Source organism: Acinetobacter sp. (genome assembly GCF_041919735.1).
Lineage (GTDB): Bacteria > Pseudomonadota > Gammaproteobacteria > Pseudomonadales > Moraxellaceae > Acinetobacter.
On the sequence record NZ_JAYRTF010000029.1, the window covers coordinates 1 to 23,204 of the forward strand.

20 protein-coding genes are annotated in these 23,204 nt (G+C 44.8%); 3 read left to right on the forward strand and 17 right to left on the reverse strand.

The window, feature by feature from the left end; all coding sequences use genetic code 11:
* Positions 1-104 precede the first annotated feature (104 nt).
* The 5 genes from ACE3T3_RS14175 to ACE3T3_RS14195 form a co-directional block, all read right to left on the reverse strand.
* Positions 105-674 (reverse strand): hypothetical protein, encoded by a 570-nt coding sequence (locus tag ACE3T3_RS14175; protein ID WP_374668030.1) that lies wholly within the window; start codon positions 672-674, stop codon positions 105-107.
* 49 nt (positions 675-723) lie between these two features.
* Positions 724-1,449 (reverse strand): hypothetical protein, encoded by a 726-nt coding sequence (locus tag ACE3T3_RS14180; protein ID WP_374668032.1) that lies wholly within the window; start codon positions 1,447-1,449, stop codon positions 724-726.
* Positions 1,450-1,582: 133 nt separating this feature from the next.
* Positions 1,583-2,818: a dihydroorotase gene (locus ACE3T3_RS14185; RefSeq protein ID WP_374668034.1), complete on the reverse strand. Its 1,236-nt coding sequence runs from the start codon at positions 2,816-2,818 to the stop codon at positions 1,583-1,585.
* 15 nt (positions 2,819-2,833) lie between these two features.
* A complete protein-coding gene (locus ACE3T3_RS14190) occupies positions 2,834-3,850 on the reverse strand; it encodes an aspartate carbamoyltransferase catalytic subunit (RefSeq protein WP_374668036.1) in 1,017 nt (338 codons plus the stop codon).
* Between the two features lie 458 nt (positions 3,851-4,308).
* On the reverse strand, positions 4,309-4,671 hold the full coding sequence (locus ACE3T3_RS14195) for a hypothetical protein (RefSeq protein WP_374668038.1): 363 nt from the start codon (positions 4,669-4,671) through the stop codon (positions 4,309-4,311).
* A 299-nt stretch (positions 4,672-4,970) separates the two neighbouring features.
* Here ACE3T3_RS14195 and rlmKL point away from each other — a divergent pair, with 299 nt between their 5' ends.
* Positions 4,971-7,175, forward strand: a complete 2,205-nt coding sequence (gene rlmKL / locus ACE3T3_RS14200; protein WP_374668040.1) for a bifunctional 23S rRNA (guanine(2069)-N(7))-methyltransferase RlmK/23S rRNA (guanine(2445)-N(2))-methyltransferase RlmL — start codon at positions 4,971-4,973, stop codon at positions 7,173-7,175.
* Between the two features lie 44 nt (positions 7,176-7,219).
* On the opposite strand, the gene ACE3T3_RS14205 is transcribed toward rlmKL, so the two are convergent.
* The 8 genes from ACE3T3_RS14205 to crp form a co-directional block, all read right to left on the reverse strand.
* Positions 7,220-7,657 (reverse strand): hypothetical protein, encoded by a 438-nt coding sequence (locus ACE3T3_RS14205; RefSeq protein WP_374668042.1) that lies wholly within the window; start codon positions 7,655-7,657, stop codon positions 7,220-7,222.
* Between the two features lie 227 nt (positions 7,658-7,884).
* Positions 7,885-9,180, reverse strand: a complete 1,296-nt coding sequence (locus tag ACE3T3_RS14210) for a DUF945 family protein (protein WP_374668044.1) — start codon at positions 9,178-9,180, stop codon at positions 7,885-7,887.
* A 576-nt stretch (positions 9,181-9,756) separates the two neighbouring features.
* Complete coding sequence (locus ACE3T3_RS14215) at positions 9,757-10,320, reverse strand: hypothetical protein (RefSeq protein ID WP_374668046.1); 564 nt, start codon at positions 10,318-10,320, stop codon at positions 9,757-9,759.
* A 160-nt stretch (positions 10,321-10,480) separates the two neighbouring features.
* The gene (locus ACE3T3_RS14220; RefSeq protein WP_374668048.1) at positions 10,481-12,025 is read right to left on the reverse strand and encodes a GH3 auxin-responsive promoter family protein; all 1,545 of its coding nucleotides are present in this window, start codon (positions 12,023-12,025) and stop codon (positions 10,481-10,483) included.
* Positions 12,026-12,027: 2 nt separating this feature from the next.
* Positions 12,028-12,369 (reverse strand): hypothetical protein, encoded by a 342-nt coding sequence (locus ACE3T3_RS14225; RefSeq protein ID WP_374668050.1) that lies wholly within the window; start codon positions 12,367-12,369, stop codon positions 12,028-12,030.
* A gap of 295 nt (positions 12,370-12,664) precedes the next feature.
* Positions 12,665-15,244, reverse strand: a complete 2,580-nt coding sequence (gene clpB / locus ACE3T3_RS14230) for an ATP-dependent chaperone ClpB (protein ID WP_374668052.1) — start codon at positions 15,242-15,244, stop codon at positions 12,665-12,667.
* A gap of 316 nt (positions 15,245-15,560) precedes the next feature.
* Entirely contained in the window at positions 15,561-16,610 is a 1,050-nt protein-coding gene (locus ACE3T3_RS14235) for an NADP(H)-dependent aldo-keto reductase (protein WP_374668054.1), read from the reverse strand.
* A gap of 251 nt (positions 16,611-16,861) precedes the next feature.
* Positions 16,862-17,572 (reverse strand): cAMP-activated global transcriptional regulator CRP, encoded by a 711-nt coding sequence (gene crp / locus ACE3T3_RS14240; protein ID WP_374668056.1) that lies wholly within the window; start codon positions 17,570-17,572, stop codon positions 16,862-16,864.
* 147 nt (positions 17,573-17,719) lie between these two features.
* Here crp and ACE3T3_RS14245 point away from each other — a divergent pair, with 147 nt between their 5' ends.
* Together ACE3T3_RS14245 and tehB are read left to right on the forward strand one after the other, a co-directional pair.
* Positions 17,720-18,148: an OsmC family protein gene (locus ACE3T3_RS14245; RefSeq protein WP_374668058.1), complete on the forward strand. Its 429-nt coding sequence runs from the start codon at positions 17,720-17,722 to the stop codon at positions 18,146-18,148.
* Positions 18,149-18,437: 289 nt separating this feature from the next.
* Entirely contained in the window at positions 18,438-19,301 is an 864-nt protein-coding gene (tehB, locus tag ACE3T3_RS14250; RefSeq protein ID WP_374668060.1) for an SAM-dependent methyltransferase TehB, read from the forward strand.
* Positions 19,302-19,420: 119 nt separating this feature from the next.
* Here the strand turns inward: tehB and ACE3T3_RS14255 are convergent, their stop codons facing one another.
* The 4 genes from ACE3T3_RS14255 to ACE3T3_RS14270 form a co-directional block, all read right to left on the reverse strand.
* A complete protein-coding gene (locus ACE3T3_RS14255; protein ID WP_374668062.1) occupies positions 19,421-19,708 on the reverse strand; it encodes a hypothetical protein in 288 nt (95 codons plus the stop codon).
* Between the two features lie 82 nt (positions 19,709-19,790).
* A complete protein-coding gene (locus ACE3T3_RS14260; RefSeq protein WP_374668064.1) occupies positions 19,791-20,813 on the reverse strand; it encodes a diguanylate cyclase domain-containing protein in 1,023 nt (340 codons plus the stop codon).
* A gap of 152 nt (positions 20,814-20,965) precedes the next feature.
* Positions 20,966-21,886 carry a LysR family transcriptional regulator gene (locus ACE3T3_RS14265; RefSeq protein ID WP_374668066.1) on the reverse strand — a complete coding sequence of 307 codons (921 nt, stop codon included), beginning with the start codon at positions 21,884-21,886 and terminating at the stop codon, positions 20,966-20,968.
* A gap of 271 nt (positions 21,887-22,157) precedes the next feature.
* Positions 22,158-23,144 (reverse strand): ion transporter, encoded by a 987-nt coding sequence (locus tag ACE3T3_RS14270; protein ID WP_374668068.1) that lies wholly within the window; start codon positions 23,142-23,144, stop codon positions 22,158-22,160.
* Between the last annotated feature and the right edge of the window lie 60 nt (positions 23,145-23,204).

Consider the following 23,204-nt stretch of genomic DNA (forward strand, 5'->3'; position numbering starts at 1 on the left):
TTACGCAGAATAATTCGGTACTATTGAACATTAGGACTAGAGTTGTGAGTTTTGTGTGGTAACTCAACTGATGGCTCTAGTCCTCTTATTTTCAAGTTTATTTCTTATCCGCGATTCGGGTTAACTAAAGAATCGACGGCTATATCTCTCACAAAGTATGCTAAAGCATCTGGATTTTCTAAAGTTACATAAACTTTTTTTCCATCATCTGTAGGTTGAACTAAATATTCAATTTCCTTTTTTAACTGATTAGCTTCAAATGATAAATCTGATAATACAGCAGCTTGAGCAATATTATTTTCGTTGTAAACCGCACGGGCAGCGTCCGCATCCTTTATTATTTGGGCTGGGATTTTAACAACAAACTCCGTTGCACAATACTGCTTATTGCTATTCGGATCTGAATTATTAGTACGTACATCATTGACATTGAATGTGATTTGTTGAAGTGTACTGCGCAATTTCCCCATATCAACAGTCACGTTTTCAGTATCAATTATCTCTTTAACACGTTCTGCAGAAATATCACTCAGTGTTTTACTAAAACTTTCAACAACCAACTGTTTTGCAGTCTCATTATCACATTTGACTATGCCGCCAGTCATAGATTGCACCTTGTCACAGCCTGATACCAGCAGCATACAGCCAATTAATGCTAAGAATTTAAATTTCATGATTACCCTATTTTTTCAATTCTTCTTTGCTTTTCGAAGCAACAAATTATTAATAAGCTTCTGAAGCTGCAGTAGTAGCTTCATATGCCGCTTGTGCTGCGGCATCAGCAGCCTCTATAGCTTCATCACCTGTCGAATAAGCCATATTTTCGGCATTATTTCTTTGAATCTCGGCTTTATTCGCTTCCCAATTTCTAATTTGATTCTTTTCAATCTGCGGCTTTAAAAATGCATAAGTCAAAGTTTCTGAAAGCAGGGTTTGCACATTAGACGTATTTTTTAGCAGTGCTAAAACTTTATCCCCTTTATCTGTCGGCTGGAGGACATACTCGAGAGTTAAATGCGCCTTGTTATTTTCATAATTCACACCCAAATTATTTGCTTGCTGTTCTACACTCACAACATCCACTTTGGTTCTTGCTTCATCCGACTTTTTGACCAGATCAGATGGAATAGACACGGTTAAATCGACAGAACAAGATGTTTTTGGACTATTGGGATCAATAAAATCTGTTCTACTGTCAGCCAAAGTGAATTGGATATTTTTTGCTGAAAGTTTAAGCTTAGCCGGATCTAAATCTTTAATTGCACCATTTTTAATTAAGGCCTTGAGTTCATGATCTAAAGATGCAGCCAAATCATTTTGCAATACTTGTGTAACCAGCGAAGTTGCAGACTCATCATCACATTTCACATGCTTAGAAAAAGGATTATTGCATCCAGCTAAAGCTAATGTAGAAAGAACTGCGAAAACTGCTTTATTGTTAAGTTTCATTAAAATACCCTCTTTTATTTACATAATTATAAACAAAATAATCAAAAAAATAACAAATTAGTCACAAAAAAAGCCAGCTGATGCTGGCTTTGATTTTAAATTTTTAAAGGTGAAATTTCAGTTTAATTGCCCATTAGGCATAAAAAGACTGAACCACTTTACCTTTAACCACTTGATTGATTAATGGGGTATTTTTACCATTTGAAACGATGCTGTCTTTATTAATGATCCATTCCGCTTCAGGATCAACCAGCACCCAGCCCGCTTCATCTGCCCAACGCTGTTGCATTTGAGCCACTTTCGCAGGTGCTAATGTTACTTTTTCAGCCCATTCCAGCGGTGTTAATAAACCGTCTGCAATCAGCTGCATACCGAAAGGAATATAGGTATCAAAGGCAGTAAAGCCTGGCTGTGTTTCAGCAAAAGGCGCCATTTTCGCAGAGCTGCTTAAAGGTTCGTGATGGGTACAAATCGCATCAATCACTCCCTCTTTTAAACCCTGGCGCAGCAAGTCTTTGTCTTGTGCTGAACGTAATGGTGGACGTACATGCGCAAGCGAGTTAAAGCCATCAATTAATTGATCGGTTAAATGCAATTGATGCATTGCAACATCACAAGTCACAGGTAAACCTTTGGCTTTGGCATTTTTAATCAGTTCGACCGAAGCACCTGAAGACAATAAACCAAAATGTGCGCGTACTTTTGTAGCTTCAATCATTAACAAGTATTTTGCAATCGCCACAGTTTCAGCTAAGGCTGGAATCATCGGCAGACCTTGACGGGAAGCGACAAAACCTTCATGCACACAGCCGTCTTTGGCAATTTGATGTTCTTCTGCATAGAACACCACGGTCATGTTTAAACCAGCTGCATATTCCAAAGTACGGATCACCACATCGTCATCCATAAAGGTTGCATTGGCATTTGAAACCGCAGTACAGCCGCCTTTTTTCAAGCCGGCCATATTGGCAGGTTGTTTACCCAAAAGACCTTGAGTCTGTGCGCCAATTACTTGCAAATAAATACCGCCATCCAGCATGGCTTTTTCAACTAAGCCATGGATTAAGGCACCATTGTCTTGCACAATTGGTTTTGAATCTGGCGGCGTAAATACATGCAAAATACCATTGGCACGTGCAGCTTTACCTTCTGACTTTAATGTCCCGTGCTGCTGCTGACCCGGTTCACGCAGTCGTGCGCACAGGTCCACCATGCTTGGCATCAACCATTTGCCTTGACCATCAATGGTTTCAGCAATATTGGTACTTTCAGCAACCAATTGACCATTTTCAATAAATACTGTTTGTACGCGATCCGATTGTTGGATTGGGTCTAAGACACGTACATTTTCAATTTTTACAATACTCATGACTTTCCCTTACCCTTATCCCGCAATCGCTTCTAACAAACCTTTTTCTTGCAACTGACCTTGCATGGCCAAGGCCAATACTGCCATACGCACGGCAATACCATTGGTCACTTGATGCAGAATCACCGATTGTTTGCCATCGGCAATGCTGGAATCAATTTCCACGCCGCGGTTCATTGGGCCCGGATGCATCACGATGCAGTCTGGTTTTGCCAGCGCTAAACGTTCTTTGTTGAGGCCATACATTTTGTAAAATTCAGCTTGAGACGACAGTGCAGGCGAATCAATACGTTCGTTTTGAATGCGCAGCGTAATGATCACGTCACAGTCTTTAACGCCGTCTTCCATGTTGTTGAATAGGCGGACGCCTTCGCCATATTCATCAAAACCGTAAGGAAGCAAGGTATTTGGCGCAACAACGCGGATGTCTTTACAGCCCAAAGTTTGTAAAGCTGCAACATCTGAACGTGCAACACGCGAATGCTTAATATCGCCAATAATCGCAATGGAAATATCTTCAAAATTCTTTTTGGTTTCACGGCGGATGGTCAGCATGTCCAGCATCGCCTGTGTTGGATGTGCATGACGGCCATCGCCGGCATTGATGATTGCAACATTCGGGCAAACATCTTTGGCAATAAAATGCGCAGCGCCAGACGAAGAATGGCGGACAACAAAAATATCCGTCGCCATGGCTTCTAAATTCCACAACGTATCACGTAAAGTCTCGCCTTTTGATGTGCTTGAACGTGCAATATCAATGTTCAATACGTTTGCAGACAGACGTTTTGCTGCCGCTTCAAAAGTGGTTCGGGTACGGGTAGAGTTTTCAAAAAACAGGTTCATTACCGTCCGGCCTTCCAGCAGGTTATTGGTAATGAGCTGATTTTGGTCATTAAAAAAGGACTGCGCAGTGTCCAATATTTTAGTCAGGGTTTCTTTAGATAAACCTTCGATGGTAATAAAATGTTTTAGGTGACCATCTTTATTGAGTTGAATCTGGCTCGGTGTATGCAATGCCGCCAAGTGCATGAGAGATTCCTAATCGTTAAGTTAACGCATTATACAGAGAATCCTCTGATTTGGCAGTTGAACTTTTCAGCGATCACACAAAACTGATTCAGGAATAAAAAATGAGTTTGCATATTCCTATGCCTAAATTCAATTAGATAATTTAAACCGAATCTATATAATAAGAACCTTATTTTTATCATTTTATGATGACCCATTCCTTTGACTGCAGCGCCTTAAATCGCTGTAACGCCTTAAAAAATAATCACCTAGATCCATTCAATGCAACGGTAAAAAACTGATTTTTCAATGTCCGATTTTGCACGGCAAGCCCAATTCTTATTTGCTAACCCAGACTTTCCAATCTTCAAACTGCAATTTTCAGCCCTGCCTCAAACGCAGCAACAAAAAATACAGGCTTTAAAAAGCGAACCAGCTTAAAGCCTGTCTAAAATCTCAAAACAGATCTGGGTCAAAACCTAACGCAGCGCGCCTATATAATGATGTGAAACCTGCGCTTGATAAATTTCTTCCTCGGTGGCCTCTGACTTATAGTCCGGTTCTGCTATGCTGATTTCTTCTGAGCGCATTACAGCGTCATCCGGTTCTGCTTTCATCGGCAAATCCAGTTCAGCATGCAGGCGGCGCACCAGCCGATCCAGCTCAGGATCATTGGCTTTTAACGCAAGATCCATAGCGTATCGAGCATAATCCTGATTTTCCACCAGATACAGCACATCCACCACACGGCCAGTCACCCTGCGCAGCCGCGCATAAAATAATGTCGCTGCAGAAAAAGCATCCGAACTGTGCGTACTTTCCTCATAAATCATTCCCAGCATAAATGTCCCCCCGGTCTTTAAAAATATCAATCATTCAGCAAACAGCTGAAGACTTCTGCGGCTGCAAAAATTCATCCATCATTTGCCTGTTTTGCGCGTCTTGCATGCAGACTTATTTCATACAGGTTTAAGCAAAATGCATACCAATAACGTGATTATTCTTCAACACTCAGCATTCCGCTTCTTTTTCCCGCCTTGCCGGAAAAGAATATTTCTCACACAACCCTTGCAGATGTTGCGCCCAAATCAGTGAAAATACGTTAAAATACGCGATTGCTTTTTTGCCTTTGGAAATTTACATGAATTCGAAACCTCGTCTTTCTTCATATTGGGTCACCTGTGCAGATGGACTGGAAACCTTGCTCCGCGAGGAAATTGAAGGTTTAGGTGTTCAAAATATTGAACAGTTCCCGGGTCGTTTGGTTTTCAAAGGCAATTTGGAAGATGCTTACCGCATTTGCATGTGGTCACGCCTTGCGTCACGCGTTTTAATGCCGATTCACACACATGAACTGGAATTTACTCACGATGCGCGCGACGTAGCCGAAGAGCTTTATGAAGGTGCGATCAGTTTTGACTGGTCACTGATTTTTGCACCGCAAAGCACTTTCGCAGTGCGCCTGCACATCGAACGCGACATTAAAGTGAATAGCCAATTCGCCACACTGCGTGTAAAAGACGGTGTCGTTGACTCTTTCATGGAGGCGGTAGGCAAACGTCCAAGCATTGATATCAAGCAGCCTGAAATCACTTTATATGTGCTTGCGGGTAAAAAAGAACATACCTACTGCCTAGATTTATCGGGTGACTCGCTGCACAAACGCGGTTACCGCCGCTACATGACTGATGCGCCGATTAAAGAAAACTTAGCCGCAGCCATTCTGCAAAAAGCAAAACTGAAAGAACGCAATCCAGAAATCATTTTAGATCCAATGTGCGGTTCGGGGACATTCATCATTGAATCCCTGATGATTTTAACCGACCGTGCGCCAGGCTTAGTGCGCCGTTTCGGCTTCAATGGCTGGAATGGCCACAACCATGAATTATGGATGGACATTAAAGCCGAAGCCGCTGAACGCCATGCCAAAGCCCTAGAGCAGGAACTGCCGAAATTCTATGCCTTTGATGCAGACTGGGAAGCAGTAAAAGCCACCAAGCAAAACATTATTGCTGCGGGCTTTGAATCGGTACTGGATCAAATCAAAATTGAAGAGCGCACGCTGGCGGATTGGCCTGATTTTCAGGCTGAAGGCAAGCGCGCCTTTGTGGTCACCAACCCGCCATACGGTGAACGTTTAGGCGACAAAGCCTCTAACCGCGCGCTGTATTTAGGCTTGTCGGCCTTATTGCAAAAGAATTTCCCGAATCAATATGCTGCAGTGATTGCTGCCGCGGTTGAACAGGCCGATGTGCTTGCATTCAATGAACCGCAAATCCTGCGTTTGATGAACGGTAAGCTGCCGATTTATGTGCGCTTTGGCGTGATCAAACCTGCTGCCGCAACGCAGCCTTTCTTGGCGACATGGCAGCCGCAGCAGTTTGAAGCGATTGAAGGCGCAGAAGACTTCACCAACCGCCTGCAAAAGAACATGCAGAACCTGAAAAAATGGGCTGTTAAAGAAAACGTCTTCTGCCTGCGCTTATACGATGCCGATTTGCCGGACTTTAATGTCGCGGTCGATTTATACGGCGACCGCCTGCATGTGCAGGAATATGCGCCGCCGAAAAAAATTGACCCTGAAAAAGCAAAAAAACGCTTCAACTTGGCATTGCAGGCTATCCGCTCTGTAACCGGTCTGGGCCGTGACGCGATCTTTATTAAAACCCGTGCGCGTCAGGAAGGTAAAAACCAGTACAGCAAGCAAAGCACTGCATCAAAGCGCTTTATCGTGCAAGAAGGCAAAGCGAAAATTCTAGTGAATTTAACCGACTATTTAGATACCGGTTTGTTCCTCGATCACCGCCAAATGCGCCTGCGCATCGCAGCTGAAGCCAAGGGCAAGCATTTCTTGAACCTGTACAGCTATACCTCTACCGCAAGCTTGCATGCTGCTTTAGGCGGTGCGGCCAGCACCACCAGCGTGGATTTGTCCAACACCTACTTGAACTGGTCTAAAGAAAACTTCGTGTTAAACGGCCTGACTGTCGATCATGCGGATGAGCAGCATCAATTCTTTGCCAGCGATTGCTTTGAATGGCTGAAAGAAGGCCATGAACAATATGACCTGATCTTCATTGATCCGCCGACATTCTCGAACTCGAAGAAATTCTACGGTACCTTTGATGTGCAGCGCGACCATATCTCTTTGATTAAACGCGCAATGAACCGCTTGACGACGGAAGGTACGCTGTACTTCTCCAACAACTACCGCGGTTTTGAGATGGATGAAGAAATCGAAGCCATGTTTGATGTCAAAGAAATCAGCAATGAAACCATTGGCCTGGACTTCAAGCGCAATACCAAAATTCACCGTGCATGGAAAATTCAGCATTTTCCAGTATAAGCTGGACTTAAGCTGAAGCAATTAAGCCAGCTGAAGATGAAGTCCTATTTATAATAGGATTTCATCTTCACAACCAAGCCGTCTGGATAGATAATTGTAAAATTTTCGTCTGTAATGTGATGAACCACATGCGTCATATCCAAGTGTTTCACCCCATCGACAGCAATCGTGTTTTGTCCTGAACGTTTTTTTTGCGTTACATAGTGGCTCATTTCAGAACCGTCTAAACTGCTTTCCTGTATTTGCTGATTATTGTGGTTTATTCTTTCGCTCATTTTCGCCTGCTGATCGGCTGGACTTTTTTCAAAATCGCCAGCGGCTTGCGTTAAAGCCTCCTGATTGAATGCGCCCGTCATTCGCACTGCATTTTCTAAAGTCAGATCAGACAATGCTGTTTTCGCAGATAGCGCGGATACACACAGAATCGCACTGGCCGCCGCAGCTGCTTTAAATAAAAAATACCGCTTCCTTTTATGCGTCATCTTCTTAATTCCTTTTTATTTTTATAGCTTTATGACGCTAACGATTTTTATGGCCTAAAACAACATCTGTACAAAAATTCTCCGACAGGAAGCATCCACTCAACCCAAAACCATTTTAAGCGCTTGATATATAAATTAATCTTTCAGACCAAATGCAGCTTTTCTGCAGCCATAAAAAAGCCGCTGTTCAAGCGGCTTTTGGCAGGTTAAAGCGCAGTTTACCAAGCTTAATTTTGATTCGGATCTAAAAACTGCTTCTGGCCAAATTGATAATCCAGCAGCATTTTCAACTGATCACCATCCCGTTTGGCCTGCCCCCCGCTCTCCATAGCGCTGAAGGTCTGCTCAATAGCCTGTTCTGTCATCATTTTTCCAGTTGCCGCTTGAGTGTAATTATTCATCACAGAGCGGTAAATGTTTTTATCAAATGCTAAATTGGCTTTAAAAGACAATAAATTCGGCAGCATCTGCGCAAAGGCGGAAATTGAGCCTTGATGGCTTGGCATCATTTTACCTTCAAGTTTTGCAGATGCTGTACCAGCATTCATGCTCAGCTGATTCTCAGACTTAAAATCCATCCCTTCATTCAATAGATTTAAAAAAGCCTGCGATACATCAGCCTGCATGAGTTCTGAACTTTCACAGCTCTTGTTCGATTTTTCCCAGACAGCGGACAGTTCCGCTAAACGCTGAGGCTTAATATTACTCAATGCTAAATGAATGACGGCATCTTTAATCAGTGGAGTGCTTGGAATAACCATCTCGCCCATTTTCAAACTGCTGTCGATAGCGACGCTGCCATCTTTGATTTGTGTATCCATCAGCATTTCAAAATTTTTAATTTTGCCTGAAAACGTGTTATCTACGCGCTGAAAAGCGCCTATAGAAAACCGCGTATATCCCTCGCTGATTTCTTTTTTATTCAAACCTTGGGTGGTTTCAAACTGAATATTTTGCGCGAGCACTTGAGACTGCCCTTGCATCACCGTTAAAGCAGGCATATCAAATATAATCTTGGACACCTTTGGCTCGCCTTGCACTGGCGCTGCCGCATAAATATAGAGCGTGCTTGGATCAAGCCGCAAATGCGCCCCATCATTTTGCCTATCAATTCGCGGCAAATTCACCGAAGCTTTCACATTGCCCAGCCAGCTGATATGCGTCTGTATTTGCTGCTCGCCCTTAAAGACGGATTGAATTTTTTCATTGCCTGACTGCACCGTAAAGCGAGATGCGATGTCATAGCCATTCCATTTTTTTTGAATTTGATCCTGGCCCTGCAGCACAATTGCCTCTTTAGGCTTGCAAGGGTCCGGAACGAATGTCATTACCCAATCTGCAGAACCCTGCATCATGCCTAATTGAATATTGCTGTATTTGACGTCAAGATCTTCAGCGGCCTTCGAAAGCGCTTCTTGCGCATAATAGCCCGTCAACTTTTGATCCGCGTACCAATTTGTGGCAGCCCCTGCTGAAGCAGCCAATGTTACTAAACAGCCTGCACCCCAAATAATTTTAGACATTATTTGCTCATTTTTTGATTATTTTATAGCTGCAGTATATTTAAATTTTATTTACAAAAAAACACATTTTTTAATAAAAACCATAAATAAGTCAAAGAAAATAAAGTTTTTGAGCCTTTAAATGCGGCCGCTGTCAAAAATAACTGATTTTTGAACGGTCAAAATATTCCAAAGGATTTCCCTCAAAACAGTGAAAAGCATGCATGGTATGAATCACATCTGAGCGGGTCTTCTGCATCAGCGCTATGCGCGAATCATTATTCGCCAAGGTCACGCAATACGCATGCTTCTGATAGTGCTGCAACTAACTTTCCACATGGTAAAGCAGGCCGCTGAAAACCTGCATCTGCTGAGGATGACATAATGCGCTGTGCGGCATTAAATAATCTAAAGCGCGGGCAGTTTTCGGCAGCTGCATGGCTCCTTGCGCCTATGCATATGCATGATAAAAAAGGCCTCATCCATTTAACGGGCCAAGAATAATGCACGACCCGCGTTTGCTTGGATGATTTCTGATTCCATAAACTGTATATACCAACGATTTTCTGCTCCAAATTATAAATCAGATAAAAATCTTCAAGCTGTACTCCCTGCCCAAAAAGAATGCTGCACATCAGCCAAATTTACCAGATCGTAATGAGGTAAAAAATTATAATAGCTCTTCATCAATTGGATAAACGCATTCGCTTCTGCCAGCGTATCCGCGCCTAAGCGCTCAAAACAGAATAAGCCATAGGCTCTAGGCTTGAGCGCCTGTGACACCATAAAAGTTTGAAGTTCATCATAATGATACGGTACAGGAAAGCCCTTGCGCTTCTCATGCAAAATTTGACGCGCCACCGCATGGCCTTCCAATATAATGCTCTCCAGCGAGCGATCTTTAGGCAGCGCATCATCAAGATAGTCCATTAACAGGCGCAGGATTTTTTGCCCGCGATGATCCTTATTGAGCCTTAAATCAGAGCCATAGCGGAGCACATCTGGCTGGCCATGAATAAAGCAGTATTTCCAGCCCAAGTTCATCATACCAGCCACGGTATCCGGCTGATCGGCAGGCATCGCAACACGAATATCCGGCCGGTTATACTGGGTTTGAGCGGCATTGCAATAGCTCAGTTCGCGCTCATCAGATAAAATCATGCTATTGCCGTGCGTCTGCTCTGCAATCAATTACCCCAGCTGCACATCATCTTCCAGTGCCACGGCCCGCACATAAAAATGCGGCCCATATGCTGAACGGGCGATTTTTTCAAAACGATCGTCTGGCGCATTCTGTACATTTGCATTCATGGCAATCAGCTCAGTCTATTTTTGTTTTCATTTTTTGTAACGGCTCTGGCTGAAGATTGCTTTCGATCAAGCCGTTATGCAGTGCTAAGGTTTGGTAATAGCGCTCAGCATTATCAACATGCTTGATTTCTGGCTCATCCAATTGGCCTAAATTGCGCGCCAATTCATAATGAAAGTTTTGCTTCAGCTGCTGATCCAGCTGTTCAGGCGATGGCTGGTGCTCGCCATTCCCTTCGCTGAGCAAAATATAATGCGATTTTTTGACTGGGCAATGTTCAATGCCCAGCAGGCTGACCGGCAGATAATCCCCGCATTTAAACTGGCTGAGCACATTCATGGCTGCATTGCGATCCATTTTTTCACCCGCCAGATCAACCGTCACTTTTCGGCCCAAGAACTTAAAGCAAGGCACTTGCTTATAGAAGCCCGTCACCTCCAACTCATCCTCAAGCACGTAGCGCATAAGCCCAGAACCGGTGGTAAGCACCGGACTGACAACATCTCCTTGCTTCAGCTCCCAGCACGGTACGGGCTGTTCCGAATCCTTCCGCAAAAATTCGTAAAAATGAGACTGATAGCTTAAAGCGTATGAGCCGGCAAATGGGACCGTCACTACCCCTTCTGCGGCCCATAAGCCTTTGCATTCAAAATTCACACCAGCAGCGCGGTTTTGCAGCTGAACAGCCCACTGCGCTGCGTTGGCCGCCTCCCAGCTGGAAATCAGCGTTAATTTAGGCCATAAGGCCGCCCATGCATCCGGGGACTGAAAATCCAGGCTTCTGAGCTTATAGCTCTGTTCACAGGACTTGGGCGCTTTTAAAAAATTCAGCGAATCGCGCTGCCATTTTCCATTGCGTAAAGTTTCGCTGAGCTCTTGCTGATTCTGTTCAATCAGATCAAACAGCTGTAAGGCAAAAGCTGGGCTCCAAACCGAAATTATGCCCAGCTTTTTATCTGCGGCCAAATATGCCGCCGTGGCAAACATGGCGTCTTCAGCCGATTTCGACATAGCGACTTCGGCTGGAACAGACTGGGTAATCTTACTCAGCATACGCTTAGAGACCGTCAGCGAGGCGCTACTATCATTGCCATGGTCATTTTCCAGCAGCTTGCGCTGGCTTTCCGACGGCCATGAAACCGGCCAATAATGCGTCGAATTTCTCAGCTGAGGATATTGACGGTATAAGCGGCCCAGCCAAAGGCCAATGGCTTGATCCAATTCTTCAAAAAAAGTTTGAGTATAAGGAATAAATTTCAGCGCTTCTGTGGAATCACGGGCTGGCTGAAAATGGATGACTTTTTCTGAGCTGAGGTAATTTCGGCCGAGGCTTCTGGACTTTTCAATATCGTTTTTCCAGTCTGCATAGCAAGTCAGCGGATATTTTTGTGTAAATTGTTCATAGCTTAAACGCAGGCCTGTATGACGCTGCACTAAGTGTTTTAATTTCCGGCGCTGCACCAGTTCCAATTGAAATGCCTGCTGCTGATAGCGTTGCAGAGCGCTTCGGCATGCAAATTCCAGAACACGGTGAGAAGCGATCAGCAGCATTCCCATTGTTATGCCGCCTTCAAGTCAGCTGCCGTTCCAAAATGAGGAACAGGCCAGATTGCATTTACGTGATGGCGTCTATTTTTGCTGTTTGACTTTGAACAAAACCGCTTGGCATAACGGCACATGTCTAAGCGCTCCTGCTCTCCAATGCATGGCGATTCTGCCGCATTTTCCCAAGCGGGGTTCAGTTCTTGAACAAATGTTATTTTGACGGCTGTTTCCCGCATCTCATGCGTAATTGCGTCTGCATCGGCTTGCATCGGCTGGCATCCTTCAGCAAAATTCAGCAGGCTTGAATCGCCGTCAAAATACGTGCTTGCAAAAATTTCATGTTCCGTATCTGACACCCATTTATATCCAAGGTGTTGCTTAATCTTCAAACAGCGCAAGCGTTTACATTCCATCATAATTTTTATTCCCTGCGGCCCTTGCAACGGGCATATATTTTTTTGTTTTTAACAGTTTGGGACAACACTGTTGATTTTTATAATGATGCTCATATTAATTCTATCACTCAAAAAAACGCAATCTGCTTTACATATTTAAACGAAAAATGCGGCAGGCGTTGACTAAAAATAGGGATAAAAAAACCCAGCCTAAGCTGGGTTTTTATTGATGTTTCAATCAATTAATCAAATGAAATTAACTTAATTTTAATTTATCAAAATTAAGGTGCCCATTTTCGGCGCGGATAACAATCGTATCTCCAGCTTGGAATTCACCTGCTAAGATCTTCTGAGCCAGGGTATTTTCGACTTGCTGCTGGATAGCGCGCTTCAATGGACGTGCGCCATACACCGGATCAAAGCCAGCATCAATCAATTGATCAAATGCACTGTCCTCCACCGTTAAACTCATATCTCTTTCACTCAAACGTGAACGTAAACGCGACAATTGAATATCAGCAATACCGCGGATTTGAGCTTTTTGCAGCGAATGGAACACCACCAGCTCATCAATACGGTTAATGAACTCCGGACGGAAATGCTGAGTCACCGCATTCATCACCACAGCACGAACTTCAGCATCTGTTGCGCCCTCACCCAATTCACGCACGTCGCTTGAACCTAAGTTGGACGTCATGACAATCACCGTATTCTTAAAGTCCACCACGCGGCCTTGTGAATCAGTCAAGCGTCCATCATCGAGCACTTGCAGCAAAATATTGAATACGTCTGGATGCGCTTTTTCCACCTCATCGAACAGCACCACGCTATACGGTTTACGGCGCACAGCTTCGGTCAATACACCGCCTTCTTCATAGCCGACATAGCCCGGAGGCGCACCAACCAAACGGCTGACGGAATGTTTTTCCATGAACTCTGACATGTCGATGCGGATCATGGCATCATCGCTGTCAAACAGAAAGTTCGCCAAAGCTTTGGTCAATTCAGTTTTACCAACACCCGTTGGCCCTAAGAACAGGAACGATCCGCTTGGACGGTTCGGATCTGAAAGACCAGCGCGTGAACGGCGTACGGCATTGGATACAGCCACAACAGCTTCGTCCTGACCCACCACGCGGTTATGCAGGAAGTCTTCCATATGCAGCAGTTTTTCACGCTCACCCTGCATCATCTTAGCGACCGGAATCCCCGTCGCGGCACTGACCACTTCGGCAATTTCGTTGTCTGTCACCTTATTGCGCAGCAGTTTAGGCGATTCATTTTCTTCAGCCGCTTCAATACGCTCCAGCTCTTTTTGCAAGTCCGGAATCACGCCATATTGCAGACGGCCAGCCTCGCCTAAATCGCCTTCACGCTGCGCTTTTTCCAGCGCAATGCGCGCTTGATCCAGCTTCACCTGAATGCTTTTGTTGCCTTCAACTAGCGCTTTGTCTGCGCGCCACACCTCTTCCAAATCATTGTATTCGTTTTGGACATCAGAAATCTGGCGTTCAAGATTCGCCACTTCAGCTTTGCTGCCTGCGTCATCATCTTTCTTCACCACTTCCAGCTGCATTTTCAGCTGAATTAAACGGCGTTCCAGCTTATCCAATGCTTCCGGCTTAGAATCCAGCTCCATTTTAATGCGTGAAGCGGCTTCATCAATCAGGTCAATGGCTTTATCCGGCAATTGACGATCTGTGATATAGCGGTGCGACATTTTCGCGGCAGCAATAATCGCGGAGTCTAAAATCTGCACGCCGTGGTGCGTTGCATAACGGTCTTTCAAGCCGCGCAAAATCGCAATGGTATCTTCTACACTCGGTTCATCGACCAAAACTTTTTGGAAGCGGCGTTCTAAGGCTGCGTCTTTTTCGATGAATTGACGGTATTCATCTAAAGTCGTTGCGCCTACACAGCGCAATTCACCGCGCGCCAAAGCAGGTTTCAGCATGTTGCCGGCGTCCATTGCACCATCGCCTTTGCCTGCACCGACCAAGGTATGCAATTCATCAATAAACAGAATGACTGCACCTTCCTGTTTCGCCAAATCTTTCAGCACGGCTTTCAGGCGTTCTTCAAATTCACCGCGGTATTTCGCGCCCGCCAGCAAAGAACCGATATCCAACGACAATACCCGTTTATCTTTCAGGCTTTCCGGCACTTCACCATTCACAATACGCTGCGCCAAACCTTCTACAATCGCGGTTTTACCGACACCCGGCTCACCAATCAGCACTGGGTTGTTTTTGGTGCGGCGCGACAGCACTTGGATGGTGCGGCGGATTTCATCATCACGGCCGATCACCGGATCCAGTTTGCCCGCCAATGCACGTTCGGTCAGGTCTAAAGTATATTTATTCAATGAGTCACGCTGATCTTCATGATTATTGCTCATGACTTTTTCATCTCCCCGAATTTTTGTAATGACATTGCGCAGGCTTTCTGATTTTACACCGGCACTGTTCAATAAGGTTTTGGTCGCGCCTGTTTCCGCCAAGCCCAAGATTACCCAGTCGGTAGACAGGAATTCATCTCCTGCCTTTTGCGCAAAGCTGTCCGCCAAATTCAGCGCTTTCACGGCATCTGGACTTAAATTGATGTCGCCTGTTGGATTGTCCAAGGTCGGCGCATCAGCCAGCGCTTGATTCAGCTTGCTTTTCAGTTCAGGGAGATTTGCACCGGATTGCTGCAACAGGCTCAGGTTTGAAGCCTCTTCCAGCAGCGTCGCTAAAATATGGATACCTTCAATCGCCGTATGGTCTTTGCCCATCGCCAATGACTGTGCATCGGATAAGGCTTGCTGCAGGCGGTTTGTGAATTTTTCAAAACGCATTCTTGTTATTCCTCACAACAAATTTTGTACTTGATGGATATATGGGAACGGTCAGCAATATTTCAACTTAATTTATATATATTTTTCAAAAACTTATACATATACAATTAATGGATTTCAATACTAATATTGGTATGCTTGAATTTTTTTTCAAGTCTTATCGCTGAAATAATTCCGTATTTTTTTAAAGGATATTTCAAAGCGTAGAAATGCATGCTTTTTCAATCAATTAGCATCTTGATTTACAGCATGCATCGGCAAAAAAAAGACCCATTGTTCAATGAGCCTTTTCCTTCAACGAGATGTATGCTGCTGTTTAAGGCGCCGGATTCGGCTGCTGGCGGTGAATATCTTCAATGCCCTGCAGGATTTCCTCTGAAAGATTGGTTTCAAAAGCATCAATATTTTCCTGCAGCTGCGCCATGCTGGTTGCGCCGATGATGGTACTTGTCACAAAGAACTGCTGTTTAATAAAGGCCAAAGCCAGCTGAGGTAAAGTTAGGCCATGCTGTTCGGCAAGCAGCGCATACTGTTCGGTTGCCCATTCACTTTGCGGGTTGCTGTAACGGCTGAAACGGCTGAACAGCGTCACACGGGCATTTGCAGGACGCGCGCCATTACGGAATTTACCGGTTAAGTAACCGAAGGCTAAAGGCGAATACGCCAGCAAGCCGACGCCTTCATATTTCGCAATTTCAGACATGCCAATTTCATAAGTCCGGTTCAGCAGGTTGTAAGGGTTTTGTACGCTGACCACTTTTTCCAAGCCCAGCTGTTCGGCCAGATGCAAAAATTTCAGCGTGCCCCATGGGGTTTCATTCGACAAGCCAATATGGCGGATGCGGCCCTTTTTCACCTCATTGCTGAGCGCCGTTAGGGTTTCAGCCAAATCCGTCACTTCCCGCTCGCTGTGCGCTTCTGCATTGCTGTAACCCAGCTGGCCGAAGAAGTTTGTCGGACGCTGCGGCCAATGCAGCTGGTATAGGTCGATATAGTCTGTCTGCAGGCGTTTTAAATTGCCATCCAGCGCTGATTCGATATCCGCAGCGCTAAAATGGGTCTGACCGCCTCGAATTTGGCTGCCGCCTTGCGCAGGCCCTGCAATTTTTGAGGCCAAAATAATTTTGTCCCGCCCGCTGCGCGCAGCCAGCCAATTGCCAATAACCGCCTCTGTTGCGCCCTGGGTTTCTGGCTTAGGCGGTACAGGATACATTTCTGCTGTATCCCAAAAGTTCAATCCGCGCTCCAGAGCATAGTCCAGCTGCGCGAAACCTTCTTCTTGTGTATTTTGCTCACCAAAAGTCATGGTGCCTAAACAGATTTCCGGCACTTGAATCCCTGAGGCGCCTAGGGTTTTAAATTGCATATTTTTTTGAGTCCTTTATGAATTTCCATTTTTAGATGATGTATGCAGCGAATGGCTGCACCCAGTGCATTCCACTCAATCATGGCTGTAAATCACCTTTGCACTGCTAAATACAGAATGTAACTAGACTAACCAAAATCACGTGAAGATTTAAATCATTATTTCATCAAATTTTGTTCTAAAATTCATAAAAAACCGGCATAAAAAAAGCAAATCCGAAGATTTGCTTTTTTTATCTGGCTAGGAATGGATTATTCTTCGTCGTCAAGCTCATCTGCAGAAAAATCGCTGTTCGCTTCTAAAGACGCATCAAAAATCAAGATCGCTTTGCCGTCGGTCTCAATCATGCCTTGCTCTTCCAGTGTTTTCAGAACACGGCCCACCATTTCACGCGAGCAGCCAACAATACGTCCAATTTCTTGACGGGTAATGCGGATCTGACGGCCATTCGGCAAAATCATTGCTTCTGGCTGCGAAGATAAATCGATTAGACAGCGGGCAATACGGCCTGAAACATCTATAAACGCCAAGTCCGTCACTTTGCGTGTTGTATTTTTCAAGCGGCGCACCAGCTGAGCAAATACAGCATAGCTCAAATCTGGATATTGCTTGCTTAATTCATGAAAGTTTTCATAGGTAATTTCAGCAATTTCACAGACATCACGCGTGCGGACTTCCGCAGTACGCTGTGCATTTGCTTCGAATAGACCCATCTCCCCAAAAAAGTCCCCTGCGTTTAAATACGCAACGACGATTTCACGGTCATCATCTTCACTTAAAATGATGGATACAGACCCCTTCAGAATTAAATACAAAGATTTAGATTCTGATCCTGCATCAACGATAGTCGTACGTTTAGGATAACGGTTAATATATGCACGTTTTAATAATGCTTTTACTGACTCTGGGAGTTGTCCTGGAGACAGTGCATCAGTGCTAAGTTGTGAAAAGCTTGAAGTCATGCTAACAGTTCCGATTATGGATAATTTATAGATCGCACAAGACCTAAAATGAACTTGTCACACGCAAGAGATGAAATTCCTTATCAACTCCATTTATGTTAGTGTACAGGTACTGCGTAAATTTATAGCTTTTTTTAAGGACTTGCAATGCAATCGAGTGTTCATTGGCTAGAGAATGTCGCTTTTGAAGCAAAAACTCAAAGCGGCCACACTATAATCATGGATGGATCGCCGGAATACGGCGGTGAAAACCGCGGTGCCCGCCCAATGGAGCTAATCCTTACAGGGCTTGGCGGCTGCGCATCTTTTGACATTGTGACCATTTTAAAAAAAGCGCGCCAAGACATTACCGATGTGCGCTGTGAATTAAAAGCTGACCGGGCAGACACTATTCCTGCTGTATTTACCAAAATTCATCTACATTTCGTCATTACTGGCAATGGCGTCAAAGAAAAACAAGTCGCTAAAGCGGTGGAACTGTCTGCAGAAAAATACTGTTCAGCCAGCAAAATGCTGACTGACGGCGGCGTCGAAATTACTCATGATTTTGAGATTTTAGAAGCGGCTGCGGTTTAAGCTCTTCCAGCGCAAAAAAGCTGCATCATCTGCAGCTTTTTTTATGCCCCAGCTTTTGATGCTGCAGCGGTTTTTCTCCGTATTTTTATCTAGCCCAATTTTTTCCTTTCTAAAAAGAACCGCACTGCAAATTGCCCCTAAATATGCACGCGCATGGTACATTCCTATCAGCGATGCTTTTACGATGCCGCATTCACTTGCACTCATGCTGTTTCAGAGCTGCACCCAATAATATGCTGCCGGTTATTGTAAATTTTTAAAGTTTTGCCCCTTTATAGGATAATCCCTTATGGAAAATTTAATCTGCTATAAACAGCTGCCTGCTTGGACAGCCGAAACCATTCCAGCTGCGTTTTTAAAAGCGCACAACACCAAAGCCGGTACGTGGGCAAAACTGCAAATCCTTCAGGGAACAATCGATTTTGCAATGCTGGATGAATCCGGCCAGACACTCTCTGAACATCAATTTACTGCAGACCAGCAGCCGCCGTTTATTGCCCCGCAAGCATGGCATAGAATTCTAGCGGCCAGTGCAGATGCGAAATGCCAGCTCAGCTTTTATTGCCGCCCTGATGACTATTTTGCCAAAAAATATCAGCTCACTCCGACACACTCCGAAATTATTGCGGCTTTGCCGGATTTAAAACCGGGCAAGGCGCTGGATGTCGGCTGCGGCACAGGACGAAATAGCTTGTATTTGGCGCAGCACGGCTTTGCAGTGGATGCCTGGGATGTCAACGCCATGAGCATCCAAAAGCTCAATGATGTGATTCAGGCGGAGCAGATCACCAGCATTCATACGCAAACCCGCGATCTGAATGCCGACCCCAATATTGACAGTCAGTATGATTTTATCTGCTGCACAGTGGTCATGATGTTCCTGCAGCGTCAAACCATTCCTCATCTTATTGAGAACATGCAGCGGGCGACTGAAACCGAAGGCTTTAACTTAATTGTCTGCGCCATGGACACGGCAGATTACCCCGTACAGGCTGATTTTCCATTCAGCTTTAAACACAATGAATTAAATGAATATTATTTGGGCTGGAAGATTCTAAAATACAATGAAAATGTCGGTGAGCTGCACCGCACCGATGCGCAAGGCAACCGCATTAAACAGCGTTTTGCTACACTGCTGGCGCAAAAAATCTAAGCAGCCCAAACCGCCTGAATATTTGTTCAGCGCTGCATAGCGGAACAATAGTAGATCCAACTATTTTAATCAGGCCAAGAATGAAAAAAGGGCTTGCAGCATGCTCCTGCTGTAAGCCTTTAAACTGAAAAGCCAAAAATCATCGCTTCAGTGTTTATGCTGTTTTTCCAGCTTTCTTTCAAATCATAGCCGTAAGAAATTGGAGATGTTTTTTCATTCAGCGTGACTGTAGCTTCGTCAATACTGGCCATTTCTTTGTTGGCAGGATTGATTTTTTTATGAAAAGCAGTCCGAAATACTGCAGCTTTTGATTGTGCATTTGATGATCTAAAAACTGCATCATGATGTTTTTTACTGTAAAAACAATGAATAAAGGCAATAAAAAACTGAAAAATGTGTATAGACAATCACGAACTGCCCTCATCCGGTACAAGTTTCAGCCGCCTCGCCTAGCCACACTCAATGCTTCGGATGAGGTAAATTATTCAGTCAGCTTGTGCCTGTTTTAAGAATCTGCAATTTGCGCTGACGCTTATTGTCATACATTTTTAAATCCGCAGCTTCCATCAACTGCTCTATAGACTGCGCATCTTCTGGATAGACGGCCAATCCAATGCTTGCGCCAATCTTTAAACTGATATTTTCAAAAACAAAAGGCAAGCCGCAGGTTTCCGCGATCCGATTCATGGCTTTGGTCGCCAAGTCCAAATCAGCAATATTGGTGAGAATCACCGCAAATTCATCCCCGCCTAAACGCGCCACTAAATCTTCATTGCGGGTATGGCTCACAATCCGCTGGCCAATTTCCCGTAGCGCCGCATCCCCCGTCCGATGGCCATATTGATCATTAATCGGTTTCAGGCCATCCATATCAATCATCAAGATGCCTATGACTTTTTTATTCTTCTTGGCGCTTTCCAAGCCTTGACGCAAACAGTCCAGAAACAATGCGCGGTTCGCCAGACCAGTTAAATTATCTTGAGTCGCCAGCTTATACAGCTCTTGCGCGCCATATTTGGTGGCATGATACATGGCTGCGGCAATCAGTTCCGACATTAAGCCCAGCAGCTGCAAATCGCCTTCTTTAAAGGCATCGGCGCGCTCGGAATAAATTTTCAATACGCCAATCGCTTCATTGCAATGAATCAGCGGCACCACCGCCATAGAACGCAAACCGACTTTGCGGCAGGCCTCCCGGTCCACACGGTCATCCGCTTCTGAATCCTTGCAGTACAGGGTTTTATTTTCTTCAATACACAAGCCAGACAAGCTGTTTTTCTGATGCAGGCGCAAGCCCAGCAAATGGCCCGCGCCGCCGGAAACCGCACGGTAGACCATCTCCCCATCTTCCGCCAACTCCACCACGGAGCCTTTTGCCGATGTTAAAGATTGCGCCTGCTCAGCCACCAGAGTCATCACGGCGTTTAAATCCAGACCTAATTTTGCAATCGCTGTTTGCGTTTGAATTACAGACATTAATTGCTTCGGCGTCGGCTGCTTGGACTTAGGCATAAATGGCTCTTGAAAAACTCATATTTGTTTAATTTTAAAAATTATTTTTTATAATGTATAGGCTAAAAATCAACAATTTGTTAACCCTGTCAAAAAATGCAGGCCGCATTTGTGATGCAGTCTGCATAATTATCCCTCTTTCACAGCCCGCGTTAAGCCGAATAATAGGTTGTGCGTTTTTGGGAAAATTTTTCCAGCTGTTTCAAGAAGCCTTCAAAATAGCTTTTTTCTTTCTCTTCCGTTCTGAATCCAGCATACAGCGTACGGCGCAAACCATTCGGAGAAACGCAAGTCAAACGGCGCGAAGTCACCCAACCTTTTTGTTCATATTCATTCACCACCCAATCCGGTAACGCAGCAATGCCGCGCCCGCTGGCGACCAGCTGAATCAGCATTTGGGTTAAATCCGTGGTGCGGATATTTTTCGGCTGAATATTTGCAGGAATGAACAGCTTCGCCATAATATCCAAACGGTGCTTATCCACCGGATAGGTAATCAGCGTCTCATTGGCCAAATCCTGAACCGTGATGTTGTCTGTGCGCACCAGCGGATGCGTATGTGACAGCACGAGCCGGGATTCATACTCAAAAATGGGAAAGTACTCAATGCCTTTTAAGGTAATGGGATCGGCCGTAATCAATAAGTCAAATTCTGCATTTTGCAGCAATTCATGCGGGTTCGCTTCAAAACCGGAAGCGAAGTCCAAATCGACATCCGGGTATTGCTGACGGTAGACATTCAGTAGCGGCATCAGCCAGTCAAAGCAGCTGTGGCATTCAGACGAAAAAGTAATGCGCCCCGTTTGGCCATGCACAATGCGGGTAATATCCGATTGTGCAATCTGCACTTGCGGCAAGACATCATCAGCCAATTTCAGCAAACGCTGTCCAACATTAGAAAAAGTCACAGGACGCGTTTTGCGGTTGACCACTTCTACACCATACCAATGATCCAATTCTTTCAGCTGATGGGAAATAGCAGAAGGCGTTAAGCATAAATCATTGGCAGCCGAAACCAGAGAACCGTGTTCTCTCAGTGCTGTTAAGGTTTTTAAATGACGTATTTCCAACATGATGGCAATTCCCACACTTGCGATAAGACTCAATCCAGACAGCGCAGAGCGCTCATTTCAGATTTTTTAATACTGAATATTATTCATCTTAACATATATTAAAAGCATTTAATTCACATTAAAATTGAAGTGCTGAGAATTAGAACAGGCCAATTAAAGCAGGAAAATCGCGGGTATTCCTCTTATTGCGCAGCAAACCTATGTTGAACAGCAGGCAGCACAGAATGTCATTTTTCTGATTTTATGGAATTCACGATCTGGCGCATGCATCTCAAAGTTCCGGCAGTTTCTTCCCGCAATGCGGACAATAATCAAATTGCTCACGCTCCTGCTTTAAAGCTTCTTCACGCTGCTCACGCATCAGCTGCAGCAGAATATCCTGCGTCTGCTCTTTCGTGAGGCCAATGTCTTTACGGATTTCTTCTATTTTATCCTGATCAATGACCAGATCAATTTCTGAGTGGTACAGCAATTCCCTGAATTTCAGCTCTAGAAACTGCTTGCGCTGCTCCAGCTCATTGGCCAAGCCATTGGCCAAAATACCGGCCGGCAAAGCCGCTAAGCCTACGCCCAAAATGGTAATCAGCGCACCGAGGAAACGGCCTAAAGGCGTGATCGGCGTGACATCGCCGTAGCCCACCGTGGTCAGCGTCACAACAGCCCACCACATCGAAGCCGGAATAGAGGTGAAGACCTGCGGTTGCGCCTTGCTTTCCACCACATAAATGCATGCGGCAGCCATGACAATCATGATGCTGAGGATAAAAAGAACCGCTTGAAATGCACCTTTTTCACGATCAATCACACGCAGCAAAATCTGCAAGGAAACGAAATAACGGGTAAGCTTCAATAGCCTGAGCAGGCGGAGGATACGCAAGAAGCGCAAGTCAATCGGTACAAAGAAATTGATATATGCCGGCAAGATCGCCAGCAGATCAATCACTGCGCCGCCGCTTTTGATCCATCTCAGCCGGTTTTTCCAGCCGGATTCAAAAGGTTCCTGCTCGGCAATAGACCAAAACCGCAATACATATTCAATACTGAAGACCACAATGGAAATGTGTTCAAAAATATCAAAGAATATGCGGTAGGAATGATATATATCATTGATAGATTCCAGCAGTACAGCCGCTGCGTTGCCTAAAATCAGCAAAATCAGGAAGTAATTGACCGCTCGGCTGAATGCCGTTTCATAGTCTTCATTATGCAAATTATTGTAGACAAACTTGCGAAGCGCATACCAAGCTGTAAAAGTCATATCCGTCAAATTTATCCGCGATAATGATGCATCAGTTTAACTGATGCATCAAAAAATGAA

What these genes read in the sequence shown, in the direction of transcription:
- ACE3T3_RS14205 (WP_374668042.1), bottom strand. Translation starts at nt 7,657, where the DNA reads ATGACGCATAAAAGGAAGCGGTATTTTTTATTTAAAGCAGCTGCGGCG.
- ACE3T3_RS14195 (WP_374668038.1), bottom strand. Translation starts at nt 4,671, where the DNA reads ATGCTGGGAATGATTTATGAGGAAAGTACGCACAGTTCGGATGCTTTT.
- ACE3T3_RS14175 (WP_374668030.1), bottom strand. Translation starts at nt 674, where the DNA reads ATGAAATTTAAATTCTTAGCATTAATTGGCTGTATGCTGCTGGTATCA.
- ACE3T3_RS14180 (WP_374668032.1), bottom strand. Translation starts at nt 1,449, where the DNA reads ATGAAACTTAACAATAAAGCAGTTTTCGCAGTTCTTTCTACATTAGCT.
- ACE3T3_RS14215 (WP_374668046.1), bottom strand. Translation starts at nt 10,320, where the DNA reads ATGATTTTATCTGATGAGCGCGAACTGAGCTATTGCAATGCCGCTCAA.
- ACE3T3_RS14220 (WP_374668048.1), bottom strand. Translation starts at nt 12,025, where the DNA reads ATGGGAATGCTGCTGATCGCTTCTCACCGTGTTCTGGAATTTGCATGC.
- ACE3T3_RS14245 (WP_374668058.1), top strand. Translation starts at nt 17,720, where the DNA reads ATGCAATCGAGTGTTCATTGGCTAGAGAATGTCGCTTTTGAAGCAAAA.
- ACE3T3_RS14265 (WP_374668066.1), bottom strand. Translation starts at nt 21,886, where the DNA reads ATGTTGGAAATACGTCATTTAAAAACCTTAACAGCACTGAGAGAACAC.
- ACE3T3_RS14270 (WP_374668068.1), bottom strand. Translation starts at nt 23,144, where the DNA reads ATGACTTTTACAGCTTGGTATGCGCTTCGCAAGTTTGTCTACAATAAT.
- ACE3T3_RS14235 (WP_374668054.1), bottom strand. Translation starts at nt 16,610, where the DNA reads ATGCAATTTAAAACCCTAGGCGCCTCAGGGATTCAAGTGCCGGAAATC.
- ACE3T3_RS14185 (WP_374668034.1), bottom strand. Translation starts at nt 2,818, where the DNA reads ATGAGTATTGTAAAAATTGAAAATGTACGTGTCTTAGACCCAATCCAA.
- tehB (WP_374668060.1), top strand. Translation starts at nt 18,438, where the DNA reads ATGGAAAATTTAATCTGCTATAAACAGCTGCCTGCTTGGACAGCCGAA.
- ACE3T3_RS14260 (WP_374668064.1), bottom strand. Translation starts at nt 20,813, where the DNA reads ATGCCTAAGTCCAAGCAGCCGACGCCGAAGCAATTAATGTCTGTAATT.
- crp (WP_374668056.1), bottom strand. Translation starts at nt 17,572, where the DNA reads ATGACTTCAAGCTTTTCACAACTTAGCACTGATGCACTGTCTCCAGGA.
- clpB (WP_374668052.1), bottom strand. Translation starts at nt 15,244, where the DNA reads ATGCGTTTTGAAAAATTCACAAACCGCCTGCAGCAAGCCTTATCCGAT.
- rlmKL (WP_374668040.1), top strand. Translation starts at nt 4,971, where the DNA reads ATGAATTCGAAACCTCGTCTTTCTTCATATTGGGTCACCTGTGCAGAT.
- ACE3T3_RS14190 (WP_374668036.1), bottom strand. Translation starts at nt 3,850, where the DNA reads ATGCACTTGGCGGCATTGCATACACCGAGCCAGATTCAACTCAATAAA.
- ACE3T3_RS14210 (WP_374668044.1), bottom strand. Translation starts at nt 9,180, where the DNA reads ATGTCTAAAATTATTTGGGGTGCAGGCTGTTTAGTAACATTGGCTGCT.